Below are 26334 nucleotides of genomic sequence, written 5' to 3'. Positions count from 1 at the left end.
GTTAAGTGCTCTTGATACACAGCTAAAACGGGTTCAAAAATACTTAGAAAGGCTTCAGACCTCTCAATATCATAACCTCCGCTAAGAAACTCACTTCGAACCGTACTTGAATCAAACTGCCCCTCTTTATATAAGCTTAAGAAACGTTGCAGTAAATCTATAAAGCCTTTCCATTGGCTTTCATTTTGTTCCTTAAGTTGCTGAAATAACACATCGATTGCAACAGGTTCAGCTAGTACTTTATACTCGTCTAATGCCGCTGCTAAAGATGACTGTAAGAGACCCTTTTGGAGTTGGTAAGTATATAGTTCAAGCATATGAGTGCCTTTCGACTCATGTAACTCGCGTTTCCAATCTAAGCTAGCAAGATACTCATCTTTATCTATATATGGCGCAGTATTGTTATTCTCGTCCAACCCAAGGTACTCAATGTAAAGCTCGACATCGGGTAAATAAAAATCAGGTTGGTATTGGCGGCGATCGACACTTCTAGTATTGAATTTGTAATCGGTTTCGTATTCATATTCAATTCCATTCAAAGCTAGATAGTTGGCAATCCTTAGTTCACCTACACTCTTAACCCATTCATTGTTTAACGTAATCAAGCGACAACTTGACAGAAATTCGTTGTATTCCTCTATGGATTCGAAATCTATGTCAGATTTTCCAGGAGTACTTAAACTAGAAAAATAATTGACCAAAGCAGATTTAAACAGTGGATCTTGTTCAGCTAAGTCACTAAGCGTGTCATCAATAAATTTTGTGAATTGATGAGGCTGTTCGGTAAAAGAAGTAATTGAACGCTTAAAACCATGATAGTTAGAAAGAATATCATTACCCAATGCATGGAATGTGCTTACCTTTAGCCGACCAGACATAAGAGGAATACGATCTTCAATTCGCTCATTCATTTCTGCCGCCGCTTTATTACCAAAAGCTAACATAAGTATGTTCTCAGCTTTAGCAATATTTGCTTCAACAAGATAACCAGCCTTCCCCACTAATGTTGCTGTTTTCCCTGTGCCTGCACCTGCAATAACTAGGGTGTGGTCATCATCAGTTACACATGCAATTCTTTGCTTATCTGTAAGCGGTTTTTTTTCAATAAAATCAAAGAACTGCTCATGCTTTCCAACAAGCTTGGGGGTAACTTGTCTATTGTGAAGATTACGACCTAACTCACTAACACTACCTTCAGAAAGATTGAGTGCTAGCTTAAAGACTCTTTTCTGAAGAGGTGTCGTTAGCTGAACTTCTGTAACGCCTAAGTGAGCAAGCTTTTGTATTAATTGAAATGCTGTGGCTATCGGCTGCCACTCATATGAAGACAAAAATTGGCTTTCTTGGTTTAGAGTATTTAATGCAGTTTCGTATGCCTGCCATCGATCGCTTGCCGCAATGAAGATTAATAACTGCTCGATAACTGCTTGAGAAAAACATTGAAGCTCTTTGGACCGGTATCCTTTGAGGACAAATCTTTGCCCACCGTCAACGAGTATCTCTAGATGTTCAGAAAATAGATGGGACTTAATGTTTAACTCAACTATCGTGTCGATTGGTAATTCTTTATTGACAGTACCAATTCCCAACCTTAGAGTTGTTGGAGTTAACTCTACTCTTTGTTGTCTATTGCGAAGACGATTGATCCAGGAATAAAAGGACGTTGTTTTTAACTTCATTATCACTTCTTATTAACACGAGGGCTACCCAAACAATAGTGCGACCTTACTTAAAAATTAGGGCTATACATCGATTTTTTCATTATCAAAAACTGGAAACGGTACTACTGCCACCATCAGCAACAAGAGCTTTGGCAGTACAAACAACTTCTCAACATGCTTGAAGTCTTTCGTATCCAGTTCTACCCCATTAATACTTTTTGCAACATAGCCAGATAGATGCATGAAAACCACACCGAATTAAAAGCCCCCGACAACCATAAGGCTGAGATGTTTACCCAAGCGACGCTATACCATTTTATGCTTCATCTTCATGCCGATGGTGCTGGCTAGGTACCGCCGATAACCCGCGCATAGGTATCAATCAGATCGCCGACGGTATTGATCTCCGACGACTCGGGCACCCCGTTGACTACCCTGCGGCCGGGGCTGTACTCAGACTCTACGCTCAATCCGGCCATGTCCAGCAGATCTTGGTAGAAGGTGTAAATTGATATCGAGATATCATCGATACCGCCCTCGCCTTCTTCGTTGCAAAACAGGCGGCCGATACGCTCGCCGCCGACATACTTTCTGTATGCCGAACTGAAAATCGCCGCTATGGTTTCGTCTTCACTGATGCCGTCACTGTCCAGGCAGCAATAATATGCCAGGCTAGCTCGAATAAACTGCGAGACGAATGCCCTGTTGTGGCTCTGGCTTGGATTGAGTGTGGGGCACTCAAACAGAATCTTGAGCGTTTCTGCCTCGCCGGGTTCATGATCCAGAAAGAGCGGAAGGCAGGGCGTCGGTGCAGAAAACTTGACGATCACGTTATCCATCATTTGTGGTGGCCCTTACCTTGTTGCAATGGTTGACTGGTGTCGTTCATAGCGTGTCCCACAGTGTGCGTTTATCTTCTGGCATCATGTTCCTTGTGAAAAATGCGCGATATCCGGTGACGGTTCCCTTGCCCGTGATCTCTGGAACAGTGAGAAACATCTCGCTGTGTTTTTCTGCCTTGTCCCAGCCAGCCGTGACACCGTAACGACGCGCTTCGCGCTGCCGGCGCCGGTCTTCAGCGCGGCGCCGGAGAAGATCAACAAAGGCAGAGACAGGCATAGCGTTTAACCTGGCGCAATATACCAGTCGGCTTATTCTGGCCTTATGCCTGCGGGTTAGTTCCCTTTTCATGTTTTTTACCTGGCAGTGGGTTCACGGACTTAAGTGAAAGTGTATGCAATAGTAAGCCCTAATGCATTTTAACCGTCACTGACCCCTATTTCCACTATGTATTGCTAAATCAGAAATATTAACCTTCACTTTGCTTTTTCTATCACCTCGCCTATGCTGCTGACTTCATGGCACATTACATTGGCTAAAAGCCATTATTGAATACGAACATAAAAATAAGACCAGCCGCAACTTAATATTTACAAACTAATATTGATTTAGACAAAAGACTTCCATAGAATTCACGCAGCCAGAATTTTTGCCACTGGCTATTGGGCGATATCATTCGCCATTTTTTTTGATCTTATAACGGACAACGCCCATTAAACGTAAGGTGTTAAGATGAAACCATCATTGCTCGCATTCTCGCTTGTTGCTGTATCACTCAATGTCTCGGCGGGGACACAGGTCAAAGACGCGATGTCCTACTTTAAAGCGTCCAATCCGGTTTGTGCGCGCGGTGTCATCAGCTATCAGGACCCGACCTACGTCCAATGTAAAATTGCCAGTACCAACGGCGGCACCTTCGCCCAAGCCAGCTATACCAAGTCGAGCAGTGGCTACGAAGAGATCACCGCGACGATCTATGCAGACAACCGCGCGACCTATGGACTCGGCCAGGTAAAAATGCTTAAGGCTGCACTGTCATCGGCCATTAACAGCTGGGGACAGGACGGTAACGCGGTGGAGAACCTGACAGGGATGCCGTTTGGCAAGGGCTACAACGGTGACAAAAGCAAGATAACTTACAACGGCGTGAAGTTCGACATCATCACCCGGGAAAAAGAGTCGATTTATAACAACTACATGGTCACGGCATACCGCAACTAAGCATACAGCGGCTCTGCCAGCGACCTGTAGCAGCATCCGGAAAAACCAAGATGAAAATAAACAAGTGGGTTCTGCTTCCTGCCGCCTGTGCAGTTGCCGGCGCCTCCGTCATCGGCTTAACAATGGCCTACTACGAGTATCAATCGGCGCAGATCAGAGAAAGCCTCGATGAGAAGATAGCAACGGTTGATTTCATAGGATTTTCGAAAGGCCTCAAAGCACTCGAAACTACCAGGCTATCGGTCGGGGGCAATGACAACAAAGAGAATGCAATGCTCAGCAAGAAGTTTGTCTCGACGGTCGTCACGTCGCTGGCATCCGGAGAGATAGACAGGGCGCAGGCTATCTCGGCCATCAGGCATGTGGGGGTTGATTATTTAACAGTCGACAAATCGGAGCTGGCCTTTGGGCTGCTCGGTGACGATTTGCTCCGCCTTATCTCGATTGAAGGCACCAGATACAGTTTCGAGCCGAACCAGCTTGAGACGTTTTTGGCGTATAACTCAGGAAATGCCAAGCACAGCATGATCAGGCTGATCAGCGAAAAAGCCAGCACCGAGCTCCCTGCCCCAGCGTTTGAGACCATCAGCGGCAAGATACTGGACAGGTTCAACACCGATCGGTACCGCTACGGCAATGCCGGCGCCATCGTGAACTACCAGGACGAGGAGGTCATTATTCTTTACTCCCACCTCGAAAACACCGACTTCCAGGCTGCCGGCCACAAGATTACGGTAAGTCCTGCGGAGCAGGTAAGAATAGCAGCCAACATGGCAAGTGCCTTCAGGGTGTCGCCACAGGCTAATAGTTACTTTTCCGCCCACGTGTTCAAGCTGGACGAAAAGGTTACCGCAAACGGCAGGGAATTCACGGCATACGGATACTGCAATGCGTTCAACCAGGAGAAGTGCGAGAAGTACAGTTTCAACGGAAAGCACTACTACGGCGACAGCTATTATGTCGGGATGGCAAGAGGCAAGGCCAGGGCGTATGCAGAGCTAGCCAGAAAACTAGACGTCATCACGTTTAAAAATCAGTAACAGGGAAACCAGTTCAGACAACAACAATAACCAAAGTTCTCAGACCCATAACGGACGGCGTTTGTTAAGAGCGGACATAAACAACAAGAGAAAGAAATGAAGAAACTAATCTTATCGGCAGTAATCGCAGCCGCTGCATCATCAGCGAATGCGGGAGAAGTCTCACTGGGGCTGACAAGCTCTTACTCGCCGGCAGTATACAAGGGCCTGGACTCCAATGTTGAGCCTTTCCCGTTTATCGGCTATCAGGGCGATCAGTTTTATATCGAGGGGGTTGAGCTCGGCTATCACCTGGTTCACCGTGATGCACCGCTTAACCTTATCTTTCGCGTCGCCTATGACCCACGCACCCTGAAGCCTGAAGATTCTGACGATGCCGATATCAAGCTGCTGGATGAGAGAAAGGCAGGAGCACTCGGCGGCGTAACGCTACAACACAAGGGCGCTGTCGGTACACTCCAGGCAACGGTGGGTACCTCTCTTAACAACACCGAAACGGGCTACTATGGCGAGCTTGTCTGGAAGCACCATATCAACCGCGGCTTCTACGGCCTGATCCCTGAAATCGGCTATGCGTACAACAGCGAAGAGCTTAACGATCACCTTTATGGCGTCTCTGCGGAAGAAGCCAGCAGAACCCGGTTTGATGAATTCCATGCTGGGAACAGCGGAAAAATGTTTGTCGGTCTTGGCTCCTACGCGTACCTGTCAAAGTCACTTCGCCTGACCCTTTCAGCCCGTTATACCAAACTTGACAGCGAGATTGCAGACAGTCCGATTGTTCGCCGTGACGATGCCCTGAGCGGCACATTCGGCGTCTCCTATATTTTCTAAGGCATTATCATGAAAAAATTAGTTACTTCAGCAGCGGTTGCGCTTTGCCTCTTTTCCGGCATGGCGCAGGCGAAGTCTCCCAATCAAATCGGCGTCATCTTCGGCAAGGCCGAGATGTGCAAAATTTCTGAGCGGATCGACAAGCCCACGTTTGGCCTTATCAAACTCGCGGTTGCCAGCAAATACGATCTGGGTAACAAGCCGAAGTGGTACACCAACAAAATCACCAAAAGCCAACTGAAGGAAATGGGCCGGATCGGTAAGAAAGAGCCGGAATGGGGCAAGGATATTATGTGCAAGGCACTGGTTGACAAGTGGCTGGGCTAGCTCCTCGCTAACCCTTCCTCTAGTTGCATCCTCTAGTGGCGGGCACCTGTCGTGCCCGCTGCCATTTACACCGTCAACCAACAACCAACAACCAACAACCAACAACCAACAAATAAGACGTTATTCATCCATCGCATTCAGCACCATAAAAAATAAACGCCCATCAGAAAATAAGTCCCCTGCCTAATGAGCTCCTTATTAACAACAGCGTAGTGGTTTGAGATACTAATCACAATTAATAGTCACTGCAATTTATTTTATGCTTAAGCGCCATATAATTGACGTTAATTCAATGCGGTAACTTAGGCTTATCTATGTACGAATTAAGTAGTAGAATAAAAAAGATACATAAAGAAATAATAAACACAAAATATGAAATAGATAGAACATCAATAGCCTTGCTTGATGACGATGGATACCTCAGAACATATGTTGACTCAACAAATAAATTTCAGCCATTAAAACATCACAGCCAGAAGCTATCGGAAGCCAGATCCCTAAATCAACTCGCAATAAGCAAAGAATGCAGAATAATTGACAATTATTCGACATTATTATCTCCGCCCCTTAATAAGGCAAACTCCTGGCTTCTGGAAAACAAACTCCTTTCATCCTACACCGTTCCCGTCTATTTTTCAGATCGCTTCCTGGGTTTCATTTTCTTTAATTCCAGGCAAGAAGCCTACTTCAGCGCGCAGACAATCAGTAAGCTCCAAACGGCGCTCGCACAGATCAAAGAAGAGATAATCAGCGAAAGGCTGATATTCGACAAGATCACCTCGCTCAACCAATTCGCCGAGAAAACTTCTGAGATCAGAGACATCGAAACATCAAAGCATTGCGTGCGACTGCGCAACCTGGCCCGAATCATATCGACGTATGTGGCCAAAGAGGTAGACATTAGCGACTACCATATTTTCCAGCTGATCAAGTTCGCCCCACTGCATGATATCGGCAAAATCTGCACGCCGGACCGTATTTTGCACAAGAAAGGCAGACTGACAGCCGAAGAGTATCAAGAGATCAAACAGCACGTTGAACATGGGCTGGCCATTTTCGATGCAGCTTGTGATGAGATGATGAGACAGCATACAGTGTACGGGCTTATTCAGGATATTATCGGCTGCCATCACGAAATGCTCGATGGCAGCGGATACCCTAAAGGGCTGTCCGGCAATCAAATCAACATGTTCAGCCGGATCGTAACAGTCGCGGATATTTTTGACGCCCTCACTAGCGAGCGTCCCTATAAAAAAGCCTGGTCATACCGTGATGCTCTCAATGAGCTATCGAGGATGGTCGATGACAATAAACTCGATCCAAGGTGTGTTTCCGCGCTTATCGAACATTTCGAAGGTAGTCTCGATATGAAAAGCGTCGCCTAATAACAATTATAAAAAGTATTGAATATTACCTAAGGTGCCAAGCAATTAAACAAAGCGTCTTTATGCTGTCAATATTAATAACATCATGATATTTGATCAGACCAGCTTAAGCAGATGGTTGTATGCTATCTGCCTAATCTGGGCTGTATTTCCTATTCGGTAACAAACGGCGTCAAAAATAACAGACATCATCATCTAAAAAGCAATACTTATTGTTTGTAAACATTGCACTTAAGATTAAAATCAAAAATTAAACCGGCAAAGAAAATGATCTTAATTATATTTGCTGTATGATGGCTATTAGTAATAAATGTAATTTCAGCAAGCGAGTTCGCCTATCAGCCCTGTTACTCAACGTTTCCGAATTGACTCATCCTACGGCACAGTGATCCATCGGAACTTCAAACCATTGTTTGCCGATGATAGCTATGCCCGTTTTTTCGGCTACGACTCCGGGCAGGCAATGCTTACGTTAAGCGATCTGCGCGAGCTGATTGCTCCCCATGAGCGCGAAGCGGCCCAGCAATCCTACGAGGCCATCATGGCCGGCAGGGAAAAACCCGGTATCCAGACCTACCGCAATATCGACAGTGCCGGCAACGAGTTTGTCGTCCTGACCGTCGACCATATTGTGGAATGGCAGGGTGAGCCGGCATTGCAGATCTCCGTCATGGACATAAGCAACCAATTCAATACACTGAGCCAGCTCCATGCCAGCGAACTTCGGTACCGCGAACTGGTCGACGGCTCGATACAGGGGCTGCTGGTTCACCGTAATTTCGAACCGCTGTTTTGCAACCAGGCCTACGCTCAAATGCTCGGCTTCGAGGATGAACAGTCGCTGCTGAACTCGGATTCGATTTTGCCGCTGATCGCCGAGATCTACCATCAACAGGCCCACGGTGACAATGAGGCTTTGCTGGCCGGCGAGAGAAAGAGCATCAAAACCGATGCAAAGTGCCAGCGTGTTGACGGCAAGACGATCTGGCTGAGCCTGATCTCGCGTCCAATCACCTGGAACGGCAAGCGTGCGATCCAGGTAACAGCCATCGATGTGACCGAACAGTACCAGCTTCGCGAAAAGCTGGAATACCGGGCAAACCACGACAGCCTGACCGGCCTGCTCAACCGGAGTGCCGCCACTGATATCGCCGAACAGCAAATCCCCCGCCACCTGGCCACTGGGCAGCCTCTGTGCTGTGTGCTGATAGATTTGGACAACTTCAAGTCGATCAACGACCGGTACGGCCATCATGTCGGTGATGAGGTTCTTCAGCACTTTGCCGCCACCTGCCGACGTGCCTTGCGCCAGAACGACTATATCTGCCGCTGGGGCGGCGAGGAGTTTATGCTGCTGCTGCCCGAGACAACGGTCGAACAGGCGCAGATGATCATCGAGCGTCTTCGCCGACACACACCAACCTTTTGTACAAAAGTCGAAAACGAGCCGCTCGGCTATACCGCAAGTATGGGAATAGCGGCACTCAGCCCGGCTGATACCGGGCTCGACAGCCTGCTCTTTCGCGCCGATGAGGCGTTATATACCGCCAAGCACAATGGCAAAGATCAGAGTCGGGTGGCGGGGCAGACAAGCGGACAATAGCAGTAAACTGCATTGTCACTAAACTCGATGCGTGCATTGACCTGACGATCAGTCGATAAATGCTTAGGCCCGTATTCCTCACAGTCCAATTCCCCTACCCTGAAACGTTGCGAGGAAGCGAATGGGTTTGGGAAAGCCATCGGTATGTTATTCCCCTTCCCCATCTACAGCTGCAAGAAATGGTGCTGTTTGGCAACTTCTTCGCCATTGGTACCCAGCCGCTGCTATGGTTGGCGCTGGCGCTTTGACTAAGCTATCGCCTTGATGATGATCGAACCGTTGGGAAATGAAAGTTCCCCCGGGCTACCCTCCCCCTCATCAAAATGGGTGTGAGTGATTTGGCCGAAGCCATGAGTTCGCATCGTATTCTCGATCTCTTCAACCAGGCGGATATGATAACCAAATTCATGGAAACAGAGACTCCTCAGCGTAGCAGCCGGCCTGATACCGAAAACACACCGTCCGCCGGGCCGAAACCATGGCCGGATCCGCGCCAGCAGTCGATCGAGGTCGTCAACAAAATACAGCACATTTACAGCCATCAGACCGTCGATGCTCGCAACATCCACAGCCACATCATGACAATCCCCGGCATGCAGTTGGATGAGTACCTGAACAAGTCCGCACGATAACACTCCATTGCCAGGCCCGAGTTCAATAATAGATTCACCGGTTTTAGGTGCCAACGCCTCAATCGTTCGCTCGGTAATAAATGCATTGGTATCATTCATCTTGTTGGAAACATCAGTGCCGAGCTTGCCACAGGGGCGGGCCAGCGCGCCCTCGGCCATTCTCGACCGGCATAGCCCTGAAACAGTGGCGATTTCAGGCTGAAATTATTTCAACATATTATTACTTATCAGCACGTTAACAGTGAAATCAGAACGGAAAGCCCATGCACCTTCACGCAAAATACCGAGCAGCCTGCCCGCGGTTACTGCTTGAGCCTTATCCCGCGTCGCCGGGCATAATCGCTGAGGGTGCTCGGCGCCGCATCGATCAGCTTTGCCGTCGCCCGTATCCCCAGCCCCATGCCGAGGTACTTTTCTATCTGCTCGCGCCGGCTGTCGAGTTTGAGGGTATTGGCTGGCCCTTTCGGTCGCCCCAGGATCACCCCGTCACGTTTGCGGGCAGCGAGGGCCTCCCTGGTGCGCATCGAGATAAACTCGCGCTCTATTTCGGCAGCCAGTCCCAATACCGTCGCGGTGATCCTGGCCTGCATCGATCCATCAAGCTGCATATTCTGCTTGGCGATATGGACATTGACGCCCTTTTCCATACACAACTCAAGCACTTCCAGCACCTGCAGCGTCGAACGGGCAATCCGACTCACCTCGGCAAACACCAAAGTATCACCGTCCTCCGTTCCGGCGAGCAGCTGCCCCAGCTTTCTCTCGTGCCATTTTTTTTGCCCGGTGACAACATCTTCGACAAACACCAGGCTCGACAAACCCACCCGGTTGGCATAGTCATAAATACCGTGCTTCTGATTGGCGACATCCTGGCTGTCGGTGGACACACGCAGATAGGCGTAATTGCTCATATTCCTCTCCCTGTATTCAATGTTGGTGCACTTTATCAATGGCAACCAGCCCGATAGGTTGACTGGATTAACACTGTTAACGATGTTCCATACTCGCCGCAGAGATCTACAAGCACGAAATGAAACTGCGAACTAGTACAAAAAGCCAGCGAAATGTTACTGCGACGGCTCACAACCTCATGTTAGAGATTAAGAGGGAACAGAGAGGCGTAAGTGCTGGCGGGTTTATACAGTTATCCACACGCTATATAACAATCTATAAAGCTCTATAAAAATATATAGAGTATATAAGATCTATAGGGCCGGAAAATAAGATTAATAACAGTACTTTACAAGCATTAAGGTCACAGATTTTTCCGCTTGTTGATCATATTTTTCCGGCTACTGATCGTTTATTTCCGCTAAGGGTAACAACATTTTCCGATCCATGATCGTCTTCTTCCGCTAACGGTCACACATTTTTCCGATGCGGAGGAAATGACTGTGGGTAGCCCGGGCACAACAGCAAGCTGAGAAATAACTGGATCAGATGATGAGAAAACACTCAAGCAAAAAAACGGTCAACAATCAGGTAATCGCGACTTCGGCGAGCAAACAGCTGCCATCAACCTTCTTCAAACAACCCCACAGTTTGCTGTTCAACCGCCTGAATCTGACTGCCCGTGAACACGACATCATGGCCTTGCTGCTAAGCCGGATACACAAAAAGCACTGGAGAGCATCCCCCGACACACAGGTTCTCCACGCCCCGGTGTACCAGTTTCACTCCGACGTGCTTTGTGAATGGTTCGGCGTCAAGAAGAGCGATCTATTTAATACCCTCGCCCGTCCCTGCGATTCCTTGAGCCTCAAGCGCGTAGGCATAACCAACCACGACAAACACGCCTTTACCTTCATTCCGCTTTTCAAGAGACTGAGTTACCACAATGCCACACTCACTATCATCCCTAATGACGAGCTTGCAGAGGAATATCTCGGCGCGCACCAAGGCCACGCCCAGGTCGACCACCATATCTTTCGCCAGCTAAGAAAAGAGCACGCCAAGCGTCTTTATCCGCTGCTATGCCGGTTTAAATACCCGCATACCCAGCTGCACCCGATGACAGTTCCCGATCTGCATTGCTTCTTTGGCCTGACCGATCATAAGGACGGGCTGGTCAAAAAAAGCTACCGCAACAACAAAGTCTTTCTTGAGCGCTGCATCCGCGCCCCGCTGGAAGAGATCAGGCAACACGATCCGAATATCGTTTTTCACCTCTGCGGCGACAACGGCAGCTGGGGCTACAAGGCCATCAAGACCGGACGAAAAATTGACAAGATTGAGTTCCTGTTCAGCTGGAAGACACCGGCCAATAAACAGGAAAAATCCCTGCGCCAGAAACTTGGCCAGATACCGTCACCGATTGACCATGCCATGATGATTTACCAGCTTGTTGATGCATTCAAAGCCGGCGAGCATGGAAACCCATCAGTCAACGAACTCAACACCGTAATGAAATATACCGCGCAACTGACCGAAAACGGCTGCCGATTCAATACCGCTTTCATGCAAAAATTCAGCTCCGCCATGCAAGAAGCCATGCTGAGAGACTAACCCCTCCGCACTCATTGCCACTGCGTACCGTCCCCTTACGCCTCATCTATCCGAAATAAACGGTCAATAGATACGGACACCTTCCGGCTTCGCTCCCTCAATTCTGTCACTGCAGACTATTTACCCCTTACTTTGCTGGAAAAACGATTTGCACTGTCCGCAACAAACAGCGGTCAACCGGACAGCAGTACGCAAGGGGAGCCAAAGAAGAAATCACAGTATCTGACAGCACAGTTACAACCTTTGTTGAATTGGACCGAATGACAAACACGCGCCCGGGCATCCGCCAACATCATCCATTATGCTGAACGGGACTGACACAGGAGCCATCATGCGATTTCTCAAACTCAGAACGGATCACAACCGCACCCGGCGTGACGGCACCCGCTATGTCACCCCGTTGATTGTCGATGCCCCGCGTCGTTTTGCGCCCAGTCGGCTTCGCAGGGAAACCAGCCTGCGCCGTACCAAATGCCAGCTGATCACCGGCGCCCATGACTCGGGAAAGAGCCGTTGGCTAAACAGACTGCGCGAGAACCGTCATACGATATGGGGACGCAAGCCACAGCCTGTATTGCTCGAAGGGCTTATGCCGTTATCGAGCTGGGTTGAGGTTAAGCACATCGACCGGTGGTATCTTACCTATACCAGCGAAAAAGACGCCCCAAGACCGTGGCATAAACTGAACCTACAGCAAAAAGCCGACTTGCTGGCTGACTACCTGCTTGATACCCAGACACTGCTGTTTATCGACGATGCCCACAAGCTGACCGGGCGCAAGGCACAAGTCGCGCGCCAATGCATGCTGTCGACCAAATTATGGCTGGTTGCCGTCAGCGAGGAGGGGAGGTTGCCGCCCTCTATCCGGCCTATTATCGAGCGGCGGGATCCGCAGCGGACCAACCTCGAAAGTGATGTCAGCTACGATACTACCCGGGCGCTGATCTGGTTTATGGTTGCCCTGTGTATCGTCTCGGGCGCCTGGGAGGCCGGGGCTGTTATCGGCGGGCTCCAGATGCTGGGAAGCGGGAGGCGCTCGACCCGTGCTGACTAGCCCGATCCCGTACATCAACCAGCTGGCAAGACGGCTTCTGACCATTGTCCTGTTGTGCCCCGGATCGTGGACGCAACAAGTGGTTGCTTCTCAGTCCAGCGAAACCGACAGTAAAACCGGGTGGGGGATCAGCCTGCCCTGGCAGCAACCCGACGACAGCCCGCCCGACATCAAGCCATTCGAACTACCGACACTCAAGGGCAGGGCACCCCATTTCAATACTCCGGTTGCCGCCCTGCAGCCCGCGCCACAGATAGATCCCGATGCCGTGTTTTATGTCATCAACAACTGCTATCCGGAGAAGAGCAAATTCAAAATCGACCTCAGCCTGGTTGCCGGAGTCCGCTCCAGCTTCGACCAGTACAACCGCAGCGACTGGCCGGAGATCACCGATCACTACATCGGCCTGGTCGGCGAGATGCCGCTGTATTCCACCACTGAGCAGGCACGGGAGCGCGAGTGGGAGCACAAGCGCCGGGTTAATACTGCCAAGAATGTCGCAGCCTTTGCCCAGTCGCTGGCCAACCGCAATCATGCCTATCGCGAGATCGGCCTGTATCTTGCCCTCGAGGCACGTGCACAGGCGAGGGTAAAGCAAGGCGTGGCCAATGCCACCGAGCAGGTGGGCTATCTGGAAAAGGTGGCAGCCGCGCAGCGTGATATCCTCAAGTTCGAAGCGCAGATTGTCGAAAACCGACTGGCACTGATTTCGATGTGCGATTCTGTCAGGGCGCCTGAAGTAAACCAATACCTGCAGAAGCTCGCCTACCTGCCGCGGTCGCTCCGACACAAGCAGCCGACGGGCAGGCCATGAAGTGGCTCAATCATACCCTGATTGCCGGTGCTGCCTGCGCCGTGATCTCGCCGCCGCATGTTGCGGCCTGTGTTGCCGGCGCAACCGCACCGGACTGGCTGGAATATCTGTTCAAGCTTTCCGGGCGACACATCAAGCACCGCGGGCCAACCCATATCCTGTCGCACTGGCTGATCGCCGCCACTGCCTTCACCTTTGTCTGGGACTATCACGGCCTGCTGGCCGCTTTTGCCTGGGGCGGAGTGAGCCATATTCTGACCGACGCACTAACCGTCTCCGGCGTGCCTTTCTCGCCGCTTAGCGATCGGCGGTTCCACCTGTTCGGCGGACGATTTCGCACCGGCGATCCGATTGAGTACGCCATTGCCGCCGCGGTCGTCATCGCGGTCATTGGCCTGAGCCATGTCACCGGCGGGGCTGGTTTCGCTCCCTTTTTCTTTGACTGGGGCGGGCTCTATCAGCAGGGTGTGATTGACGGGGCAGAGTGGAAGGCCAACCGGTTCCGGTTGATTTAGATTGCTGCTTTGGACCCAAAAGGGCAGGGCAAAAATAACAAAGAGAAACAACAGGGTGAAACATACCTGAAACAGTGGCGATTTCACCCTGAAATTATATTACCAAAACATCATTTATCAAGCACTTAAGAGTGAAATGACTATGGCTAGCCCCTGAAATTTCATCGCTAATTTCAGGGACCACTCCGCAACACTCCCTCACCGGCAGAGCGATATTACGCACCGGCCGCCATAGCGAGAGCAGGCTCAGTCGCCATCACCACCTTATTGCGGCCCTCACGCTTGGCTTGGTACAGCGCCTTGTCCGCGGCAGACAGCACATCCTTGACAGGCAGATCAAAATCAACAATCACTCCACCCATACTGATGCTGGCCGAAATCTCCTGACCGTCGATAATGAAAGGCGCCCTGTAGATTGATTGACGCAGCCTTTCCAACACATTGAACCCGGCTTCTGCCGGCAGGTTAGGTAGAATAAGCGCAAACTCCTCACCACCGAACCGGCACAGGGTGTCCGAGCCACGCAAGCAGGACTGCAGCCGATCGCAAATCCCAATCAGCAACTCGTCGCCGGCAGGATGGCCATAGGTATCATTGATATCCTTGAAGTTGTCGACATCGACAATCGCATGGGCCAGCGGCCATTCATAGCGCTTGCAACGGCCAATATCATAGTTCAGCTGCTCGAAGAAGTAGCGACGGTTATAGAGCCCTGTCATCGCATCGCGGTTGCTCGAATCCTCGAAGAGCAGCACCTGCTCGGTCGCCTCCTCGAGCAGCAGCTGTGCAACCGCCATCTCGGTGACATCATAAATTGACACACACACGCCCTGCACATCGCCCTTGCCATCACGCAGCGGCCACATCGAGCAGTTCTGGTACATATGCTTCACCTCGCCCACCGAATATTGCGAGGTCGGAAAATGCAGCAGGTAAGGGCGCTGAGTCCAGTTGGTATAAGACTGATTCCCCAACACCATCACCGAACGCGCCTTTTTGGCAAACCAGTCTTCCTTCAGTTCGGGAAAGAAGCGGAACAAGTTCTGATTAAGGACCTCTTCGGTTTTCAGTTTGCTGTGGACTTCCATGAACCGGTTCCAGAACACCACATTCATCCGCCGGTCAACCGCAAACACCCCGGTCGAAGACATCTCTGCCAAAACCGAGCCAAAATCAAAATCGCAGCCTAACATCATGCCATCAACTTCCGCAAAGACATGACCAGGTTCACCAGTCCCTCTTCCTTCATCGAGATGATGCTGTCACAGCGAACCCCTTTCTCGGCGATCTCCAGCTTGATATCAATCAGCAGTACCCGCTCATCGGAAAGGCTTGACGCAAGCTGAGATTCATCAAGCTGTTCACCTTGCGACTCAAACTCCAGAATGGCCGGTTGAGCCAGATGAATATCAAGGTCGAGTTCGTTGGATAGCCCAGAGAGGCTGGTACTGTTGATAACATTGGTCAGCTCATTGAGGATCTCACGCTGGATAGCCGTTGACTGGCTGTCTTCCTCGTCATAGCCGAGGTATTCCATCAGCGAGGTAAAAGTATTGCCGCCATACAGAACCGACGAGCGACCGGCCATCTCACCGATAAACTCCTGCTGAACAATGTTGACCGGGCAAGACTGGTGGCTAAAATCCCTGACCAGTCCCACAATGGCATCCTGGGACACGATATAGAGAGCTTTACCTTGCTCTCAAACAGCTCCGACAGTTTCGCCCCCGCCCGTCCCATCCCGATATTGCTCAACTCGCGCAGCGCATCGAACTCATCGGCACTCAGTGCTATCGTATCCATCAATACACTCCTTCCTGGCGCAAAAAGGTATCCAGCTCTTCGGCCGTCACCGGCTTGGGAATAAACGCGACGGCTCCCAGCTCCCGCGCCTCTTTCTGTACTTCCTGTTGAATATCCGCAGAGATGACATACACCTTAGCCGGGTAGCTCATCTCCTTCAGGTGTCTCAGTACCTCGATCCCATCCATATCCGGCATGGTCAGATCCAAAAACACATACCCAAAACTGGATACCTTGCACATCGCCAGCGCATTGCAGCCGCCGTCGGCCTCGGCAATATCGACATTCCATTGTTCAGGGATAGCACGATGTATCATTCTGCGAGAGAACGCTGAATCATCAACTATGAGTAACTTATCAGACATATATATAACCAAATTTTTAGTGAGCTAATAATTATATTAAAAAAGATAGCAAGTAAATAAATAACAACTATTTATAGCCATTAATGAGTGATAGCCACAAGCCCAATATAACACTCATTGCATGCTATTTTGCACTTGTGGCCATTAATCAATTTCACCCGAAGTAATACTTACCGAGCCAAAAAAGCATGAGAGGTGAGGAACTTGTCATCGTTCAGGCTAGCCAGATGGTGCTCTGGCGAGGCACTGGTCGGCATAAACGCCTTTACACCCATCTGATAACGCCGCTCGTTCACCGCATCGATGTAAGATTGCGCCATCGGATTGACACCACGCCTTCTCAGCCTGGCATCGGTGACGCTGTCACCGATAAAGTCGTATTCCTCGGGAAACAGATCGGCGTGACTATCAGACATGTTGTTACCCCGGTACCAACGACTGGCTAAACTTTTCGGCGGTACGGTTACTTATCGTCGAAGAGGCAATCTCATCTTTGGTGTGTTCAATCAGCGCCATCATGGCCTCGGCAATCACACTTGGCGCGGTATTCTCGTCAAACTTGATAAATGCACGGCCCCGGGCGCTACCTTCCCGGCGCTTGGCCACAGCGATAGTATGGCCACGCACAACCGTCCCCTCGAGCGTATCAAGGTAATCAGACACCGCCGCATAGCTGCTTGACTCGTTGTGAATTTCCACGCCAATTTCGCCGCTTTTAGTGTGGCGCAAAAACTCATAGTGGATTTTCTTGTTCCAGCCCTGCATTTGAACAGGGCGGTAGGTCACGGCGCTGCCGGTCGTCTTAAACGTCGCGGTTTCATTATAGGTACGGATCAGCGCCTCGAAGACCTCCGAGACACGATCGTCGCCATGGCGCAGCTTGCTCTTCTTGACCACCTTCTCCTGGCCATTGCCCGAGACAATAATATTAGGCACCAGGATCTCGCCACCGTTAAACTTGCTGATGGCAACCAGGCGAACATCCAGATCACTGTGGTCGTTAATGTAGCGCACCATACGGTTCAGGCTTTCGTTGGTCTCGTCGACGGCGACAATGATTTTCAGCTGACCGGCACGCAAATTGGTGCCGCAGCGTTTCCACAGGTTCTCTTCCAGCTCCAGCGCCGACAGGCACGCCTCAATCGAGCCCCCACAAATATCATCGAGCTCGTCAATTGTCAGCTCCGAGAGATCGGCAGCATAATCAAACGCCTGCGCCACCACCTTACGACGGCTCTCGGCATTTCGGCCCAGCTTAACCTCCACAGCGATAGGCGTACCTTCCTCGTCAATGCACAGCAAATCAAGGTAACCCGCATCAGGCAAGTTAACCTCGCGACGCGCATAAATGATAGGCGACTCATGGTGGTGAATCAGCAGGTTAGGGTTCTTCTCAATCAGAGACTGCAGCTCGGCCTCACTGTCAAACACTTCCGGCGCCAGTGAGCGGTTGTTGATGCTGATGTTCATGGTTTTGTTCGACTTCGCTTCTGTAAAACTTGCTCTGGCCCGCTTAGAGTGACTGTTATTAACTCTAATGCCGCTATGTTTTTAGGACATACTTACAACATCCGTTATTAACGATGCTACCGTGTCACTTTGAAAATTAAACCAATAAAAGAAAACAACACAAGATATTGATTTTAAATGGTGTTTTGTGACTAACATCAATCAATAGCGACATCAATGTTCTGTATCATCAGGAGCCATAATCAAAAAGAATGGCAAAAGATAACATACGTTGCATTCTATTTACAACTTTAGCCGTGTGTCTGTTATTGTTTGTAACCGATGAAAGCAATAGCCTGGGCTTAGTGATTGCATTACCCGCTCCTAAACCAAACGCATATTTCAAGAGGGTGTATGAATCATTGGAATGAAAAACTGTCGGTCCGGTGGGTGGAGACTCAAGATGCCAGTATGGCGTTGGCCATTGAACGCTTGCTAATTCTGATGTACGAACCACCATGGAACAGAAAGTAATACATAAAAAGTATTACAGCGTTTACCCCAATACTTTTCATTCTCAGTTCAAGGCGGTAACCCAAGCTATCGCTGCGCCTTTATGCTGGCGTGGCAGACCTGACATTTCATGGCGATTTCAGTCTGAAACATTCCACATAAAGCGGATAATTTCAAAAACTTATGTAAAATTTTCAGATGGATAATTATATAGCCGAAGTGCCTCCAACCATGACAGGGTAACCACTTACCCTCACCATCAAGCCGGTGACGCCCCTAATCTGATCCAGACCTATCCAGATTCACTTCTGTAGAGAATTTGACGGTCCGTAAAGAAATCGATGTGTGGAATTTTCTGATATTCAGATCCTTTCGCAATGAGCCTTCAATGAAATCCTCACACGCCTGGATATCGTGAACCCGCACGATAAGCAGGAAATCATAACTTCCCGATATCTGGTAGCACTGAGTAACTTCGGGGTACTTCATGATCGAGCTGCGAAAGCTGCGATAGACATTCGCCTTGATGAAGGAATCAAGGCAAAAACAGAAGTACCTTATTGGCACTTCTAGATAAGGTTCTTGGAAGTATATAGCAGCGTCAACAATTATTGGCGCACTCATTAATTGACCATGTGAATATAAAGCCAATAAAAGAACATTGGAAATTGAAAGATTATGCAATCTAATGGATTGCTATTATTCCTCTGCACCAAAGTTTATGAAATACTGGCATAATATAATGCAATTTATTCAGTTCATACTATTTAACTAATATAAAAAACTCAAGCAGTACGTCACACTCGGTGGTTTTGATTGAATTCACGGGTTATCTCGTTGTGGCAATCTTGTGCTGTGACGCTTTCAGAGTTCTCAGGTTCAATCAAACAAAAATAATGTTAAATTTCAAGTTATTAGTTCCATATAATAATAAGCACACACACATCTCAGAGCAATCCACTAGATCGTTCCCTAGTAAAGGTGTATATTCCCGCACGGAATATAATAATAGACGCTGCACTTTATGTGGCCAATATAATAGGAGAATGTTAAGTGAGCTTGAGTATTCGTCAAAAGATTATAGGCCTTGCCATCTTACCACTGGCAGCAGCCAGTGTTGCTAGTATCCTGCTTAGTAAATATGCCATTGAGAATATGGCTGAAGTAGTAATTAGCACTATCAACGAAGGCGAACTTGATGATGAAAAACAAAAGCTAGTTGAGAGCTATCAGATTTTTGAAAGCTCGTTTGAAACTGGCTCCTCAGAGCAGGAGATCATCGACACTGTAGCTAGAACGAAGTTTGGTGACAACGGTTACTTTATCTTTTTCAAACCAAACAAAACAATTTTATCTCACGGTGCAAATTCGTCGTTAAATGGCACGCCGATAGACAGAGGCCAACCTGAGACGGTAAAGCTGGCAGGCTGTAGAGATGTCAACGGCTGTATTGATGTGGTTAAGATCAGAGATTCTCGAGATAACTCTATTCACGAGAAAATGTATTACACTGTGTATCTAAAAAAATACGATGCGCTAATTACCACAGGCATTGTGCTATCCGACATCGAGAAAAGGCTTAACCTGATTGATGGCCTTATCGAAGATCTTAAAACCAAAGAGACCACGTTTATCCTGTCTACCCTGACCGTATTCTTTATCATAGCCGCATCAGTTGCATTCGTTTTTGTCAAAGCAATAGTAGGAAGACTTAGCAAACTGGTGGAAGAGGTTGACAATATCGCTAATGGTGATGGCGATTTAACGAAGCAACTCAAAATTGTCAGTGAAGATGAAATTGGCGCTCTCGGTATTGCAATCAACAAGTTCATATCTTCGTTAAGATTGATGGTTACTGACGTTAATCACGCGGCAAGAGAGATTGAAATCGCAACGGAAGATCTGGAAAAACAGTCTGAAGACATTTCAACCAGCATGGCCGTTCAAATGCAGGAGACTGAAATGGTCGCGACCGCGGTACACGAAATGAGCTCGACGGCTCAGAGCGTTGCCGACACTGCAACTCAAACCTCGGCAACGACAGACAGCACAAGCAACCAAGCTCTGCGTGCGATTGAGATTGTTGATGTTGCGAACAAGACCGTTAAGCAAATGGTTGTTGATTTTGAAACGACGGATCACAACATTCAAGAGCTTTGCAAGGAAGCTGAAAATATCGGCCAGGTAACAACGGTTATCGGTGAAATTGCAGACCAAACCAATCTATTAGCACTGAACGCGGCGATAGAGGCAGCTCGTGCCGGCGAACAGGGCCGGGGGTTTGCGGTTGTTGCGGATGAAGTTCGTGCCCTTGCGGCAAGAACGGCTGACAGCACCGAGGAAATTAACGCGATGCTTGGTCGACTAAATGAAATGGTTTCTGTGTCAGTTAAAGCTATTGCGGTAAGCAAGACTCAAAGTGAGGATACCGAGCGAGAGACAATTGAAATCAGCGAACGTCTAAGTGAGGTTGTGGAGTCAATTACTACCCTAAATGACATGAATATCTCCGTCGCCGGCGCAGCTGAAGAGCAAAGCTCTGTTTCAGAAGAGATCAATATGAACCTAATGAAACTTCAAGAGATCGCAACCAACCTGGCTGATGGCTGTGACAACGCATCCGCTACCGTTCACCAGGTACATCGCTCAAGCCGGAACATCGTTGAGCTCCTGGGTCGGTTCAAAGTGTAGCCATTGTTGACTCGGATCTTTCAGATTAAATCTGGGCTAGATTCTCTTCGGCCCAGATTGATTTCCCATCTTCTAACGCGTCCCTTAGCGTTGCGCACCAAATGGACAAGAGGGGGCGAGCCCCTGCCGACAGATCGAGGTCTGTGCCTGGTATCCTACATGAGGCATTGAAGAGCGATCCCCAACACTCATAGAGATACCTATAGCGTACAACACCCCTTATTTTGGACTAAAAAACGAATTCCTGATATTATCCCCAATTGATTTTAACAATAAGAATGAATAAGGATACTCAATGAGTAAACTCACATGGTCTATTGCCGATATCTCAACCCTGGGCCGAGTCTATCTTCGACATGTACTCGGAAAGATGCGAGATATTGAAGGCTCTACTGCTCAGTTCGGATTGTTGGGAAAGGGGCTCACCCCAAACTATCAAATTAGGTTTCCCAACGGCCTGGTTAGATGCTTCAGAGGCGTGAATCATCAAGCCGCGGATGTTGATGATTTCAAAGAAGGAAATATCTCTGAGCCTTTTACTCTGGTAGAGATCAAAGAAGCCTTCGACGCTTCAAAATTCTCATAGAAGAATCCTCCGAATTAAAGTACAAAGAATGAAGCAATTAACGTTAAGAGATTTGTTCAACAAGGTGTTGAACTTTAACTTGTATTCTCTGCAAAAGCACATACGGAGACTATCAGTTATTGCTGCCGTATTGTTCGTTCTGGCAGGTCTATTATGCGTAGGCTTATATATCAAAGATGAACATGACAAAAACGTTATTCGCCAAGCCGAAGTAGACGCGCTTGCACGAGCAAAGGAAAGCCATGCGCAAGCTTCACGCTGTTTTGAACGCCTTAAACAAAACAAGTACAGCAGAGATGACCTTGAGTTTTATCTCTTTTTTGATTCATGCATAAAAGGGCGAAATCTCACCCCTCATGAGATCAAGGTATTGAAATCAAATTGGTCTGACAGCTTTACAAGAGTCATCAACTTCTTAGATTCAGCATACTATAAGTTGGGCTCTCCCCCTCAAAAGTGTACATACAATGGATTCAAAATGATTGAGTGTAATAACGGGAACAGCTACCCAGTTGATCTATGATGGCAAAGGATAAAAATGAAGATCTTTGATATTGAACGAGACAAACTGGCGTTCAACTTTGAATACAACACTGAAGAAACCGACACTCTTCACCGTATGTTAAATGGCGCGAGCAACATTGGTGTTGATGATCTGCGCAGAGTCTCTCTTTGGAAATCGAACCGCATTCTATCTGTCGACGACAAAACACTGACTGCTCTGAATAACCTTGGGGCACAGGAGAATGTGGAGCTAGAGTCGCCATTCGTCAAAGAGGTGATAGAACGGTTGGTATTGAGCCAGGGAATAGGATTCCCCCTTGCAAGCACGATACTAAAGTTTATCAATCCCGACGTTTTCCCGATTATCGATGTTAGGGCATATCGCGCGCTAACAGGAAAGAAACCTTACTACTCCACCTACAGCTACGACAGTTACATTAAGTATGCGCAGGATTTGACAGAGATAGCCAAAACGCTTCATCTGCCACTCCGTGATATTGACGAACAACTGTACTGCTTCGACAAAGCCAACAATGGGAAAATCTAGCGGGGCAATCATTTTACCACTTGACGGCCTCATGGTTATTTCAGGCTGAAATAGCTATCTAACTACATATAAATTCAACACTTTAATACATGTATTCAGGCGGATGCCTCAATCAGTCATCTGAGCGTTTCATCGCTTTACGGTAGACATCGCTTCGTTCGCGTTTACCGACAGCCAAGACGGTGACAATGATAACATCATCTTCAACTTTGTAGACTAAACGGTAGCCGGACTGGCGCAGTTTAATTTTGTACATGTTATCTGCACCGGATAGTTTTGAAGCCGGAACATGTGGGTTATCCAGGCGTTCAATGAGTTTTTTCTTGAATTGCTGTTGCAACGTTGAACCCAGCTTTTTCCATTCTTTAAGCGCACTCGTTTTGAAGTCGAGTTTATAGGTCATCAAGGTTTACCGAAATGCTTTCTTCAGAGTCACGTTCTTTAGCAATGGCCAATAACTCAAGATCTTCAAGCCTGTCCATCATCATTTCGTACGCTTCAGCAGGCACGCAATAGAATGCTGGCTCATTTCGGTTAAGTACAGCAACAGGTTCACCATAAGCACTAGAAGCAACTTTCATTGGGTTTGCTTTCAATTCGGTAATGCTAGCCGCTACATCAGCTAAAATTCTAGTGGTCACTTAATAGGTCCTTTAACCGGTCTTTATAGTCATATTCTAGCTGCAACCAAGCAGTATAACAAGGTCACCAGACTGGCCACTGCCGCTCGGCATTACAAGTATTGATTGGGTTTGATCTGTAGCCAGTTTGCTGATACTTTCCAAGGATCTTATTTTGCTGAATTCCTGCAAAATGCATTTTTTGTCGTGATAAATACCATTCCCAAACCTGATTTCCCAGCGTTGCATTATGCGGGGTAGGCATAGAGCTCACCACCAAATACAACAGGATCTTGACGTGGCTATGCAACTCCACCTATCTCTGATTACAACAGTGGGCTAGACCAGTTGGACAATGATTTAGCCAAAGACTTCCCCTTCAAACTTCTCTGCCACGCATATCCATCACCATATAATAAATCAATATTATTATTTCAATAAAAATTGATAATTTATAGTTATATTTAAGGCACCATATACTGTCCCCATCGAAACAAGTGACAAATCAATCAACCGAATTGGGGTACGTTATGAAAATGAATCATGTGGGCATTATGGTCGGCGATATGGACAAAGCGGTTGAGTTTTATACCAATGCGCTTGGCCTTAAGGTCGTCATGGGCAACACCAAGGTTGAAGAAGAGCGTGAAACCGCAATCGGCAGAATGTGTGTGGCCGTTTTTGGCGGGGGCTTTAAAGGGTTCAACATTGCCCACCTTGTCACGACTGACGGTATTGGCGTTGAGTTGTTTGAAATGAAGGAGCGCCAGGAACGCCACGAGGTAGACTTCTCCCGCATCGGCATTTTCCATTTCAGCCTTCAGACAGATGACTTCCAGGGGGTTATCGAGCGCACGGAAAAATTTGGCGGAAAAGTACGCATGGATATCATGCGCTACCACCCGAAAGATGACAGCAAACCCGCGCAAATGGTTTACCTGGAAGACCCGTTTGGCAACCTCTTTGAGCTGTACTCGCACACATACGAAGAGACATACTCTTCTGACTATGAGTAATAGGAATACAGGGCAAAAAAAGGGCAGCTCAGGCTGCCCATCCAGTAAATGACGGCATATGCCAACCGACGTAACAGTTCCGTCGCCTTCAATCATTCTCACTCTTGCTGCTTACTTATATACCACGGTGTTCACAGTCCCATCATGGGTAAGAAATACACTCATTTAACGGTCACTGCACCCTATTTAACCAGCAGAGAAAACGGTATAATATTTGCGATAATGGAACGGTAATGATCGAACTATCTCGTTCTCACACCTTCCATCCTTTTCACATAGCTATGATGTTCCTTTTGATAACACCTAGCACATTGATTTAGATAATTAATTAATACAAGACAGCAAGAATGATAAACAACACAAAAAGAAGATGCATTCCTTTAACCGCAGCATTGTCTATTATGCTTGTGGGTTGCAATAGCGGCGGTAGTAGTAATAGTGGTGGGGGTCATAATGATGGTAACGATGGTAACAATAAAACCATTGCGCTAAGTCACATGACATCGATTACGCCAGGTTATCAGACCTTTCAGGCACGTGATGTTGAGACAAAGGCGTTTGCTAAGTCGAGCAACAATGACAGCGCATATGTTTACAAGAGTGCTGAAACTGGCGATCTGCAGCCGATCGACTTTAGTGGTGAAGACCCGCAGACAAACGATCTGGTTATCCTGCCTGCACCGAAGATAATCAAAGTCGTTGACATCAACCAGCGCTATGCTGCGATGAACATTGATAACGTCGCCGTAGAGGTAAATGGCAAGAAATACGTTGGCACCTATACCCTGATCCAAGAGAAAGAGACCGGTGCAATGTTCCCTCTCATTGAGGGCGATGTACCTATCTATAAGAGAATCGATGCTGATCATGAAGCATGGGTAACAGCCACGCACTTCTCTTATGCCGCTGACGACAGTCGGATATACCTTCGTCATGGCGATGGCAAGAGCTTGCATGTGGCTGAGAACAATGGCGACTACTTTGTGATCACAAAAATCTTTGATGATTACTTCCGCAATAACTGGATCCTAACCGATGGCACAGTTATCAGTCTTCCATGGTCTCGCAATGAACTGATCTGGGTTGATCGCATCAACGGAACAACAAACACTTACAATATTGATTTAACAAACACGACCAACCCCTTTGTCTTTCAAGGCAAGCTACACATTGTTAATACTTCCACCGACAAGATGCTTGAGCTAACGGTTGACTCTAACGCTCTCACTATGACGGATACTGGCTGGACAGCGCCGGGATACCGGACCGACGATAACAACAATTCTGTACGTCGCAGCGACTATGAGATGCTATCTGACTGCAGCGTGTATAAGTTTGATACGGACACCAAAACAGTACTAAAGATATCTGACCGGGAAGATAACAGTGGCTTTACGCCTGCGGCCGGTCAGCATGCTCTTTTCTGTGTACACAGTGTGGCAGAAGGTAATCAAGAACAACCGCTCTTCACGCAGTTTGATACCCGCACCGAGAGCACACAAACAACCCCAGCAACAACTGGCGCTAAAATTGACGCCACCGAGCGCCTGGTGGTGGTAAGCGACAAAGAGATCATGTTCTATCAAGACCCTTTCGGTGAGTTTACCGAGTACTATGTAGACTTCGACACGAATACGACAACAGAAAAACAGACTGACTCATTGAGTGTCATAAAGATGCAAACAGTGGCACAAGCCGCTGAATAAATAAGGTATACGGGGGAGTCTGAGACTCCCCCCCTTTATTACGCCATACATGTGTAACGTGGCGTTTAATATCATAAATTTAGTAAACAATAATATAATTCAA

30 protein-coding genes and 1 pseudogene are annotated in these 26334 nt (G+C 48.1%); 17 read left to right on the top strand and 14 right to left on the bottom strand.

The annotated features are described in order from the left end of the window. From MD588_RS24270 to MD588_RS24255, 4 genes are all read right to left on the bottom strand, one after another. A partial coding sequence (locus tag MD588_RS24270) for a UvrD-helicase domain-containing protein (RefSeq protein WP_265700459.1) occupies window positions 1-1679 on the bottom strand: 1679 nt, incomplete at its 3' end. Window positions 1680-1742: 63 nt separating this feature from the next. Continuing rightward, window positions 1743-1904, bottom strand: coding sequence for a hypothetical protein (locus MD588_RS24265; protein ID WP_265700458.1), 162 nt, complete (start codon window positions 1902-1904; stop codon window positions 1743-1745). A gap of 104 nt (window positions 1905-2008) precedes the next feature. Then, window positions 2009-2503, bottom strand: a complete 495-nt coding sequence (locus tag MD588_RS24260) for a hypothetical protein (protein ID WP_265700457.1) — start codon at window positions 2501-2503, stop codon at window positions 2009-2011. Window positions 2504-2546: 43 nt separating this feature from the next. Next, entirely contained in the window at window positions 2547-2780 is a 234-nt protein-coding gene (locus MD588_RS24255; RefSeq protein ID WP_265700456.1) for a hypothetical protein, read from the bottom strand. 453 nt (window positions 2781-3233) lie between these two features. On the opposite strand from MD588_RS24255, the gene MD588_RS24250 reads away from it, so the two are divergent. From MD588_RS24250 to MD588_RS24220, 7 genes are all read left to right on the top strand, one after another. After that, window positions 3234-3722 (top strand): hypothetical protein, encoded by a 489-nt coding sequence (locus MD588_RS24250; RefSeq protein ID WP_265700455.1) that lies wholly within the window; start codon window positions 3234-3236, stop codon window positions 3720-3722. A gap of 50 nt (window positions 3723-3772) precedes the next feature. After that, window positions 3773-4762 (top strand): hypothetical protein, encoded by a 990-nt coding sequence (locus MD588_RS24245; protein WP_265700454.1) that lies wholly within the window; start codon window positions 3773-3775, stop codon window positions 4760-4762. Between the two features lie 96 nt (window positions 4763-4858). Beyond that, entirely contained in the window at window positions 4859-5596 is a 738-nt protein-coding gene (locus MD588_RS24240; RefSeq protein ID WP_265700453.1) for a MipA/OmpV family protein, read from the top strand. Between the two features lie 9 nt (window positions 5597-5605). Continuing rightward, the gene (locus MD588_RS24235) at window positions 5606-5923 is read left to right on the top strand and encodes a hypothetical protein (protein WP_265700452.1); all 318 of its coding nucleotides are present in this window, start codon (window positions 5606-5608) and stop codon (window positions 5921-5923) included. A gap of 314 nt (window positions 5924-6237) precedes the next feature. Continuing rightward, on the top strand, window positions 6238-7308 hold the full coding sequence (locus tag MD588_RS24230; protein ID WP_265700451.1) for an HD-GYP domain-containing protein: 1071 nt from the start codon (window positions 6238-6240) through the stop codon (window positions 7306-7308). 385 nt (window positions 7309-7693) lie between these two features. Then, a complete protein-coding gene (locus MD588_RS24225; RefSeq protein ID WP_265700450.1) occupies window positions 7694-8911 on the top strand; it encodes a sensor domain-containing diguanylate cyclase in 1218 nt (405 codons plus the stop codon). Window positions 8912-8970: 59 nt separating this feature from the next. Continuing rightward, the gene (locus MD588_RS24220; protein ID WP_265700449.1) at window positions 8971-9159 is read left to right on the top strand and encodes a hypothetical protein; all 189 of its coding nucleotides are present in this window, start codon (window positions 8971-8973) and stop codon (window positions 9157-9159) included. Here MD588_RS24220 and MD588_RS24215 read toward each other — a convergent pair whose 3' ends face one another. Beyond that, the gene (locus MD588_RS24215) at window positions 9160-9702 is read right to left on the bottom strand and encodes a class I SAM-dependent methyltransferase (protein ID WP_265700448.1); all 543 of its coding nucleotides are present in this window, start codon (window positions 9700-9702) and stop codon (window positions 9160-9162) included. A 143-nt stretch (window positions 9703-9845) separates the two neighbouring features. Further along, entirely contained in the window at window positions 9846-10454 is a 609-nt protein-coding gene (locus MD588_RS24210; protein WP_265700447.1) for a recombinase family protein, read from the bottom strand. A gap of 532 nt (window positions 10455-10986) precedes the next feature. Here MD588_RS24210 and MD588_RS24205 point away from each other — a divergent pair. The 4 genes from MD588_RS24205 to MD588_RS24190 all read left to right on the top strand — a co-directional run bounded on the left by MD588_RS24205 (window position 10987) and on the right by MD588_RS24190 (window position 14431). Next, window positions 10987-12048 carry a replication initiation protein gene (locus MD588_RS24205; RefSeq protein WP_265700445.1) on the top strand — a complete coding sequence of 354 codons (1062 nt, stop codon included), beginning with the start codon at window positions 10987-10989 and terminating at the stop codon, window positions 12046-12048. Between the two features lie 331 nt (window positions 12049-12379). After that, window positions 12380-13102 carry a hypothetical protein gene (locus MD588_RS24200; protein WP_265700443.1) on the top strand — a complete coding sequence of 241 codons (723 nt, stop codon included), beginning with the start codon at window positions 12380-12382 and terminating at the stop codon, window positions 13100-13102. A 79-nt stretch (window positions 13103-13181) separates the two neighbouring features. Further along, on the top strand, window positions 13182-13916 hold the full coding sequence (locus tag MD588_RS24195; RefSeq protein WP_265700460.1) for a hypothetical protein: 735 nt from the start codon (window positions 13182-13184) through the stop codon (window positions 13914-13916). Beyond that, window positions 13913-14431 (top strand): metal-dependent hydrolase, encoded by a 519-nt coding sequence (locus MD588_RS24190; RefSeq protein WP_265700442.1) that lies wholly within the window; start codon window positions 13913-13915, stop codon window positions 14429-14431. The genes MD588_RS24195 and MD588_RS24190 overlap by 4 nt, the downstream gene beginning before the upstream one ends. 215 nt (window positions 14432-14646) lie before the next feature. Here the strand turns inward: MD588_RS24190 and MD588_RS24185 are convergent, their stop codons facing one another. The 6 genes and pseudogenes from MD588_RS24185 to MD588_RS24160 all read right to left on the bottom strand — a co-directional run. After that, window positions 14647-15627 carry a sensor domain-containing diguanylate cyclase gene (locus MD588_RS24185; protein ID WP_265700441.1) on the bottom strand — a complete coding sequence of 327 codons (981 nt, stop codon included), beginning with the start codon at window positions 15625-15627 and terminating at the stop codon, window positions 14647-14649. Further along, entirely contained in the window at window positions 15624-16091 is a 468-nt protein-coding gene (locus MD588_RS24180; RefSeq protein ID WP_265700440.1) for a hypothetical protein, read from the bottom strand. Before MD588_RS24180 ends, MD588_RS24185 begins: the two co-directional genes overlap by 4 nt. Before the next feature lie 142 nt (window positions 16092-16233). After that, on the bottom strand, window positions 16234-16599 hold the full coding sequence (locus MD588_RS24175) for a response regulator (protein ID WP_265700439.1): 366 nt from the start codon (window positions 16597-16599) through the stop codon (window positions 16234-16236). Window positions 16600-16769: 170 nt separating this feature from the next. Continuing rightward, window positions 16770-17015 (bottom strand): hypothetical protein, encoded by a 246-nt coding sequence (locus tag MD588_RS24170; RefSeq protein ID WP_265700437.1) that lies wholly within the window; start codon window positions 17013-17015, stop codon window positions 16770-16772. Between the two features lie 4 nt (window positions 17016-17019). Continuing rightward, complete coding sequence (locus tag MD588_RS24165; protein WP_265700436.1) at window positions 17020-18069, bottom strand: PDDEXK family nuclease; 1050 nt, start codon at window positions 18067-18069, stop codon at window positions 17020-17022. Between the two features lie 768 nt (window positions 18070-18837). Continuing rightward, window positions 18838-19074 (bottom strand): annotated as a pseudogene (locus MD588_RS24160) (Lrp/AsnC ligand binding domain-containing protein); the annotation flags it as partial. Between the two features lie 540 nt (window positions 19075-19614). On the opposite strand from MD588_RS24160, the gene MD588_RS24155 reads away from it, so the two are divergent. From MD588_RS24155 to MD588_RS24140, 4 genes are all read left to right on the top strand, one after another. Then, complete coding sequence (locus tag MD588_RS24155) at window positions 19615-21252, top strand: methyl-accepting chemotaxis protein (protein WP_265700435.1); 1638 nt, start codon at window positions 19615-19617, stop codon at window positions 21250-21252. A 295-nt stretch (window positions 21253-21547) separates the two neighbouring features. Next, a complete protein-coding gene (locus tag MD588_RS24150; protein ID WP_265700434.1) occupies window positions 21548-21838 on the top strand; it encodes a hypothetical protein in 291 nt (96 codons plus the stop codon). A 28-nt stretch (window positions 21839-21866) separates the two neighbouring features. Beyond that, the gene (locus MD588_RS24145; protein WP_265700433.1) at window positions 21867-22361 is read left to right on the top strand and encodes a hypothetical protein; all 495 of its coding nucleotides are present in this window, start codon (window positions 21867-21869) and stop codon (window positions 22359-22361) included. A gap of 15 nt (window positions 22362-22376) precedes the next feature. Next, window positions 22377-22889 carry a hypothetical protein gene (locus MD588_RS24140; protein WP_265700432.1) on the top strand — a complete coding sequence of 171 codons (513 nt, stop codon included), beginning with the start codon at window positions 22377-22379 and terminating at the stop codon, window positions 22887-22889. Between the two features lie 112 nt (window positions 22890-23001). Here the strand turns inward: MD588_RS24140 and MD588_RS24135 are convergent, their stop codons facing one another. Beyond that, a complete protein-coding gene (locus tag MD588_RS24135) occupies window positions 23002-23292 on the bottom strand; it encodes a type II toxin-antitoxin system RelE family toxin (protein ID WP_265700430.1) in 291 nt (96 codons plus the stop codon). Next, a complete protein-coding gene (locus MD588_RS24130) occupies window positions 23282-23530 on the bottom strand; it encodes a type II toxin-antitoxin system Phd/YefM family antitoxin (protein ID WP_265700428.1) in 249 nt (82 codons plus the stop codon). Before MD588_RS24130 ends, MD588_RS24135 begins: the two co-directional genes overlap by 11 nt. A gap of 509 nt (window positions 23531-24039) precedes the next feature. On the opposite strand from MD588_RS24130, the gene MD588_RS24125 reads away from it, so the two are divergent. After that, window positions 24040-24525, top strand: coding sequence for a VOC family protein (locus MD588_RS24125; RefSeq protein ID WP_265700426.1), 486 nt, complete (start codon window positions 24040-24042; stop codon window positions 24523-24525). A 497-nt stretch (window positions 24526-25022) separates the two neighbouring features. Continuing rightward, on the top strand, window positions 25023-26231 hold the full coding sequence (locus tag MD588_RS24120; protein ID WP_265700424.1) for a hypothetical protein: 1209 nt from the start codon (window positions 25023-25025) through the stop codon (window positions 26229-26231). Window positions 26232-26334 lie beyond the last annotated feature (103 nt).

Origin of the sequence: Photobacterium obscurum, from assembly GCF_026191635.1 — a bacterium.
Classification (GTDB): domain Bacteria; phylum Pseudomonadota; class Gammaproteobacteria; order Enterobacterales; family Vibrionaceae; genus Photobacterium; species Photobacterium obscurum.
Note: the sequence above shows the minus strand (reverse complement) of the source record. Positions and strands in the feature narration are given on the sequence as shown.

Coding starts and splice junctions, on each gene's coding strand:
- MD588_RS24165 (WP_265700436.1), bottom strand. CDS start 18,069: ATGAACATCAGCATCAACAACCGCTCACTGGCGCCGGAAGTGTTTGAC.
- MD588_RS24200 (WP_265700443.1), top strand. CDS start 12,380: ATGCGATTTCTCAAACTCAGAACGGATCACAACCGCACCCGGCGTGAC.
- MD588_RS24150 (WP_265700434.1), top strand. CDS start 21,548: ATGAGTAAACTCACATGGTCTATTGCCGATATCTCAACCCTGGGCCGA.
- MD588_RS24135 (WP_265700430.1), bottom strand. CDS start 23,292: ATGACCTATAAACTCGACTTCAAAACGAGTGCGCTTAAAGAATGGAAA.
- MD588_RS24185 (WP_265700441.1), bottom strand. CDS start 15,627: ATGATGTTAGGCTGCGATTTTGATTTTGGCTCGGTTTTGGCAGAGATG.
- MD588_RS24265 (WP_265700458.1), bottom strand. CDS start 1,904: ATGCATCTATCTGGCTATGTTGCAAAAAGTATTAATGGGGTAGAACTG.
- MD588_RS24255 (WP_265700456.1), bottom strand. CDS start 2,780: ATGCCTGTCTCTGCCTTTGTTGATCTTCTCCGGCGCCGCGCTGAAGAC.
- MD588_RS24210 (WP_265700447.1), bottom strand. CDS start 10,454: ATGAGCAATTACGCCTATCTGCGTGTGTCCACCGACAGCCAGGATGTC.
- MD588_RS24220 (WP_265700449.1), top strand. CDS start 8,971: ATGCTTAGGCCCGTATTCCTCACAGTCCAATTCCCCTACCCTGAAACG.
- MD588_RS24235 (WP_265700452.1), top strand. CDS start 5,606: ATGAAAAAATTAGTTACTTCAGCAGCGGTTGCGCTTTGCCTCTTTTCC.
- MD588_RS24190 (WP_265700442.1), top strand. CDS start 13,913: ATGAAGTGGCTCAATCATACCCTGATTGCCGGTGCTGCCTGCGCCGTG.
- MD588_RS24205 (WP_265700445.1), top strand. CDS start 10,987: ATGAGAAAACACTCAAGCAAAAAAACGGTCAACAATCAGGTAATCGCG.
- MD588_RS24250 (WP_265700455.1), top strand. CDS start 3,234: ATGAAACCATCATTGCTCGCATTCTCGCTTGTTGCTGTATCACTCAAT.
- MD588_RS24120 (WP_265700424.1), top strand. CDS start 25,023: ATGACATCGATTACGCCAGGTTATCAGACCTTTCAGGCACGTGATGTT.
- MD588_RS24145 (WP_265700433.1), top strand. CDS start 21,867: ATGAAGCAATTAACGTTAAGAGATTTGTTCAACAAGGTGTTGAACTTT.
- MD588_RS24245 (WP_265700454.1), top strand. CDS start 3,773: ATGAAAATAAACAAGTGGGTTCTGCTTCCTGCCGCCTGTGCAGTTGCC.
- MD588_RS24240 (WP_265700453.1), top strand. CDS start 4,859: ATGAAGAAACTAATCTTATCGGCAGTAATCGCAGCCGCTGCATCATCA.
- MD588_RS24170 (WP_265700437.1), bottom strand. CDS start 17,015: ATGTCTGATAGTCACGCCGATCTGTTTCCCGAGGAATACGACTTTATC.
- MD588_RS24230 (WP_265700451.1), top strand. CDS start 6,238: ATGTACGAATTAAGTAGTAGAATAAAAAAGATACATAAAGAAATAATA.
- MD588_RS24260 (WP_265700457.1), bottom strand. CDS start 2,503: ATGATGGATAACGTGATCGTCAAGTTTTCTGCACCGACGCCCTGCCTT.
- MD588_RS24175 (WP_265700439.1), bottom strand. CDS start 16,599: ATGTCTGATAAGTTACTCATAGTTGATGATTCAGCGTTCTCTCGCAGA.
- MD588_RS24125 (WP_265700426.1), top strand. CDS start 24,040: ATGAAAATGAATCATGTGGGCATTATGGTCGGCGATATGGACAAAGCG.
- MD588_RS24140 (WP_265700432.1), top strand. CDS start 22,377: ATGAAGATCTTTGATATTGAACGAGACAAACTGGCGTTCAACTTTGAA.
- MD588_RS24215 (WP_265700448.1), bottom strand. CDS start 9,702: ATGGCCGAGGGCGCGCTGGCCCGCCCCTGTGGCAAGCTCGGCACTGAT.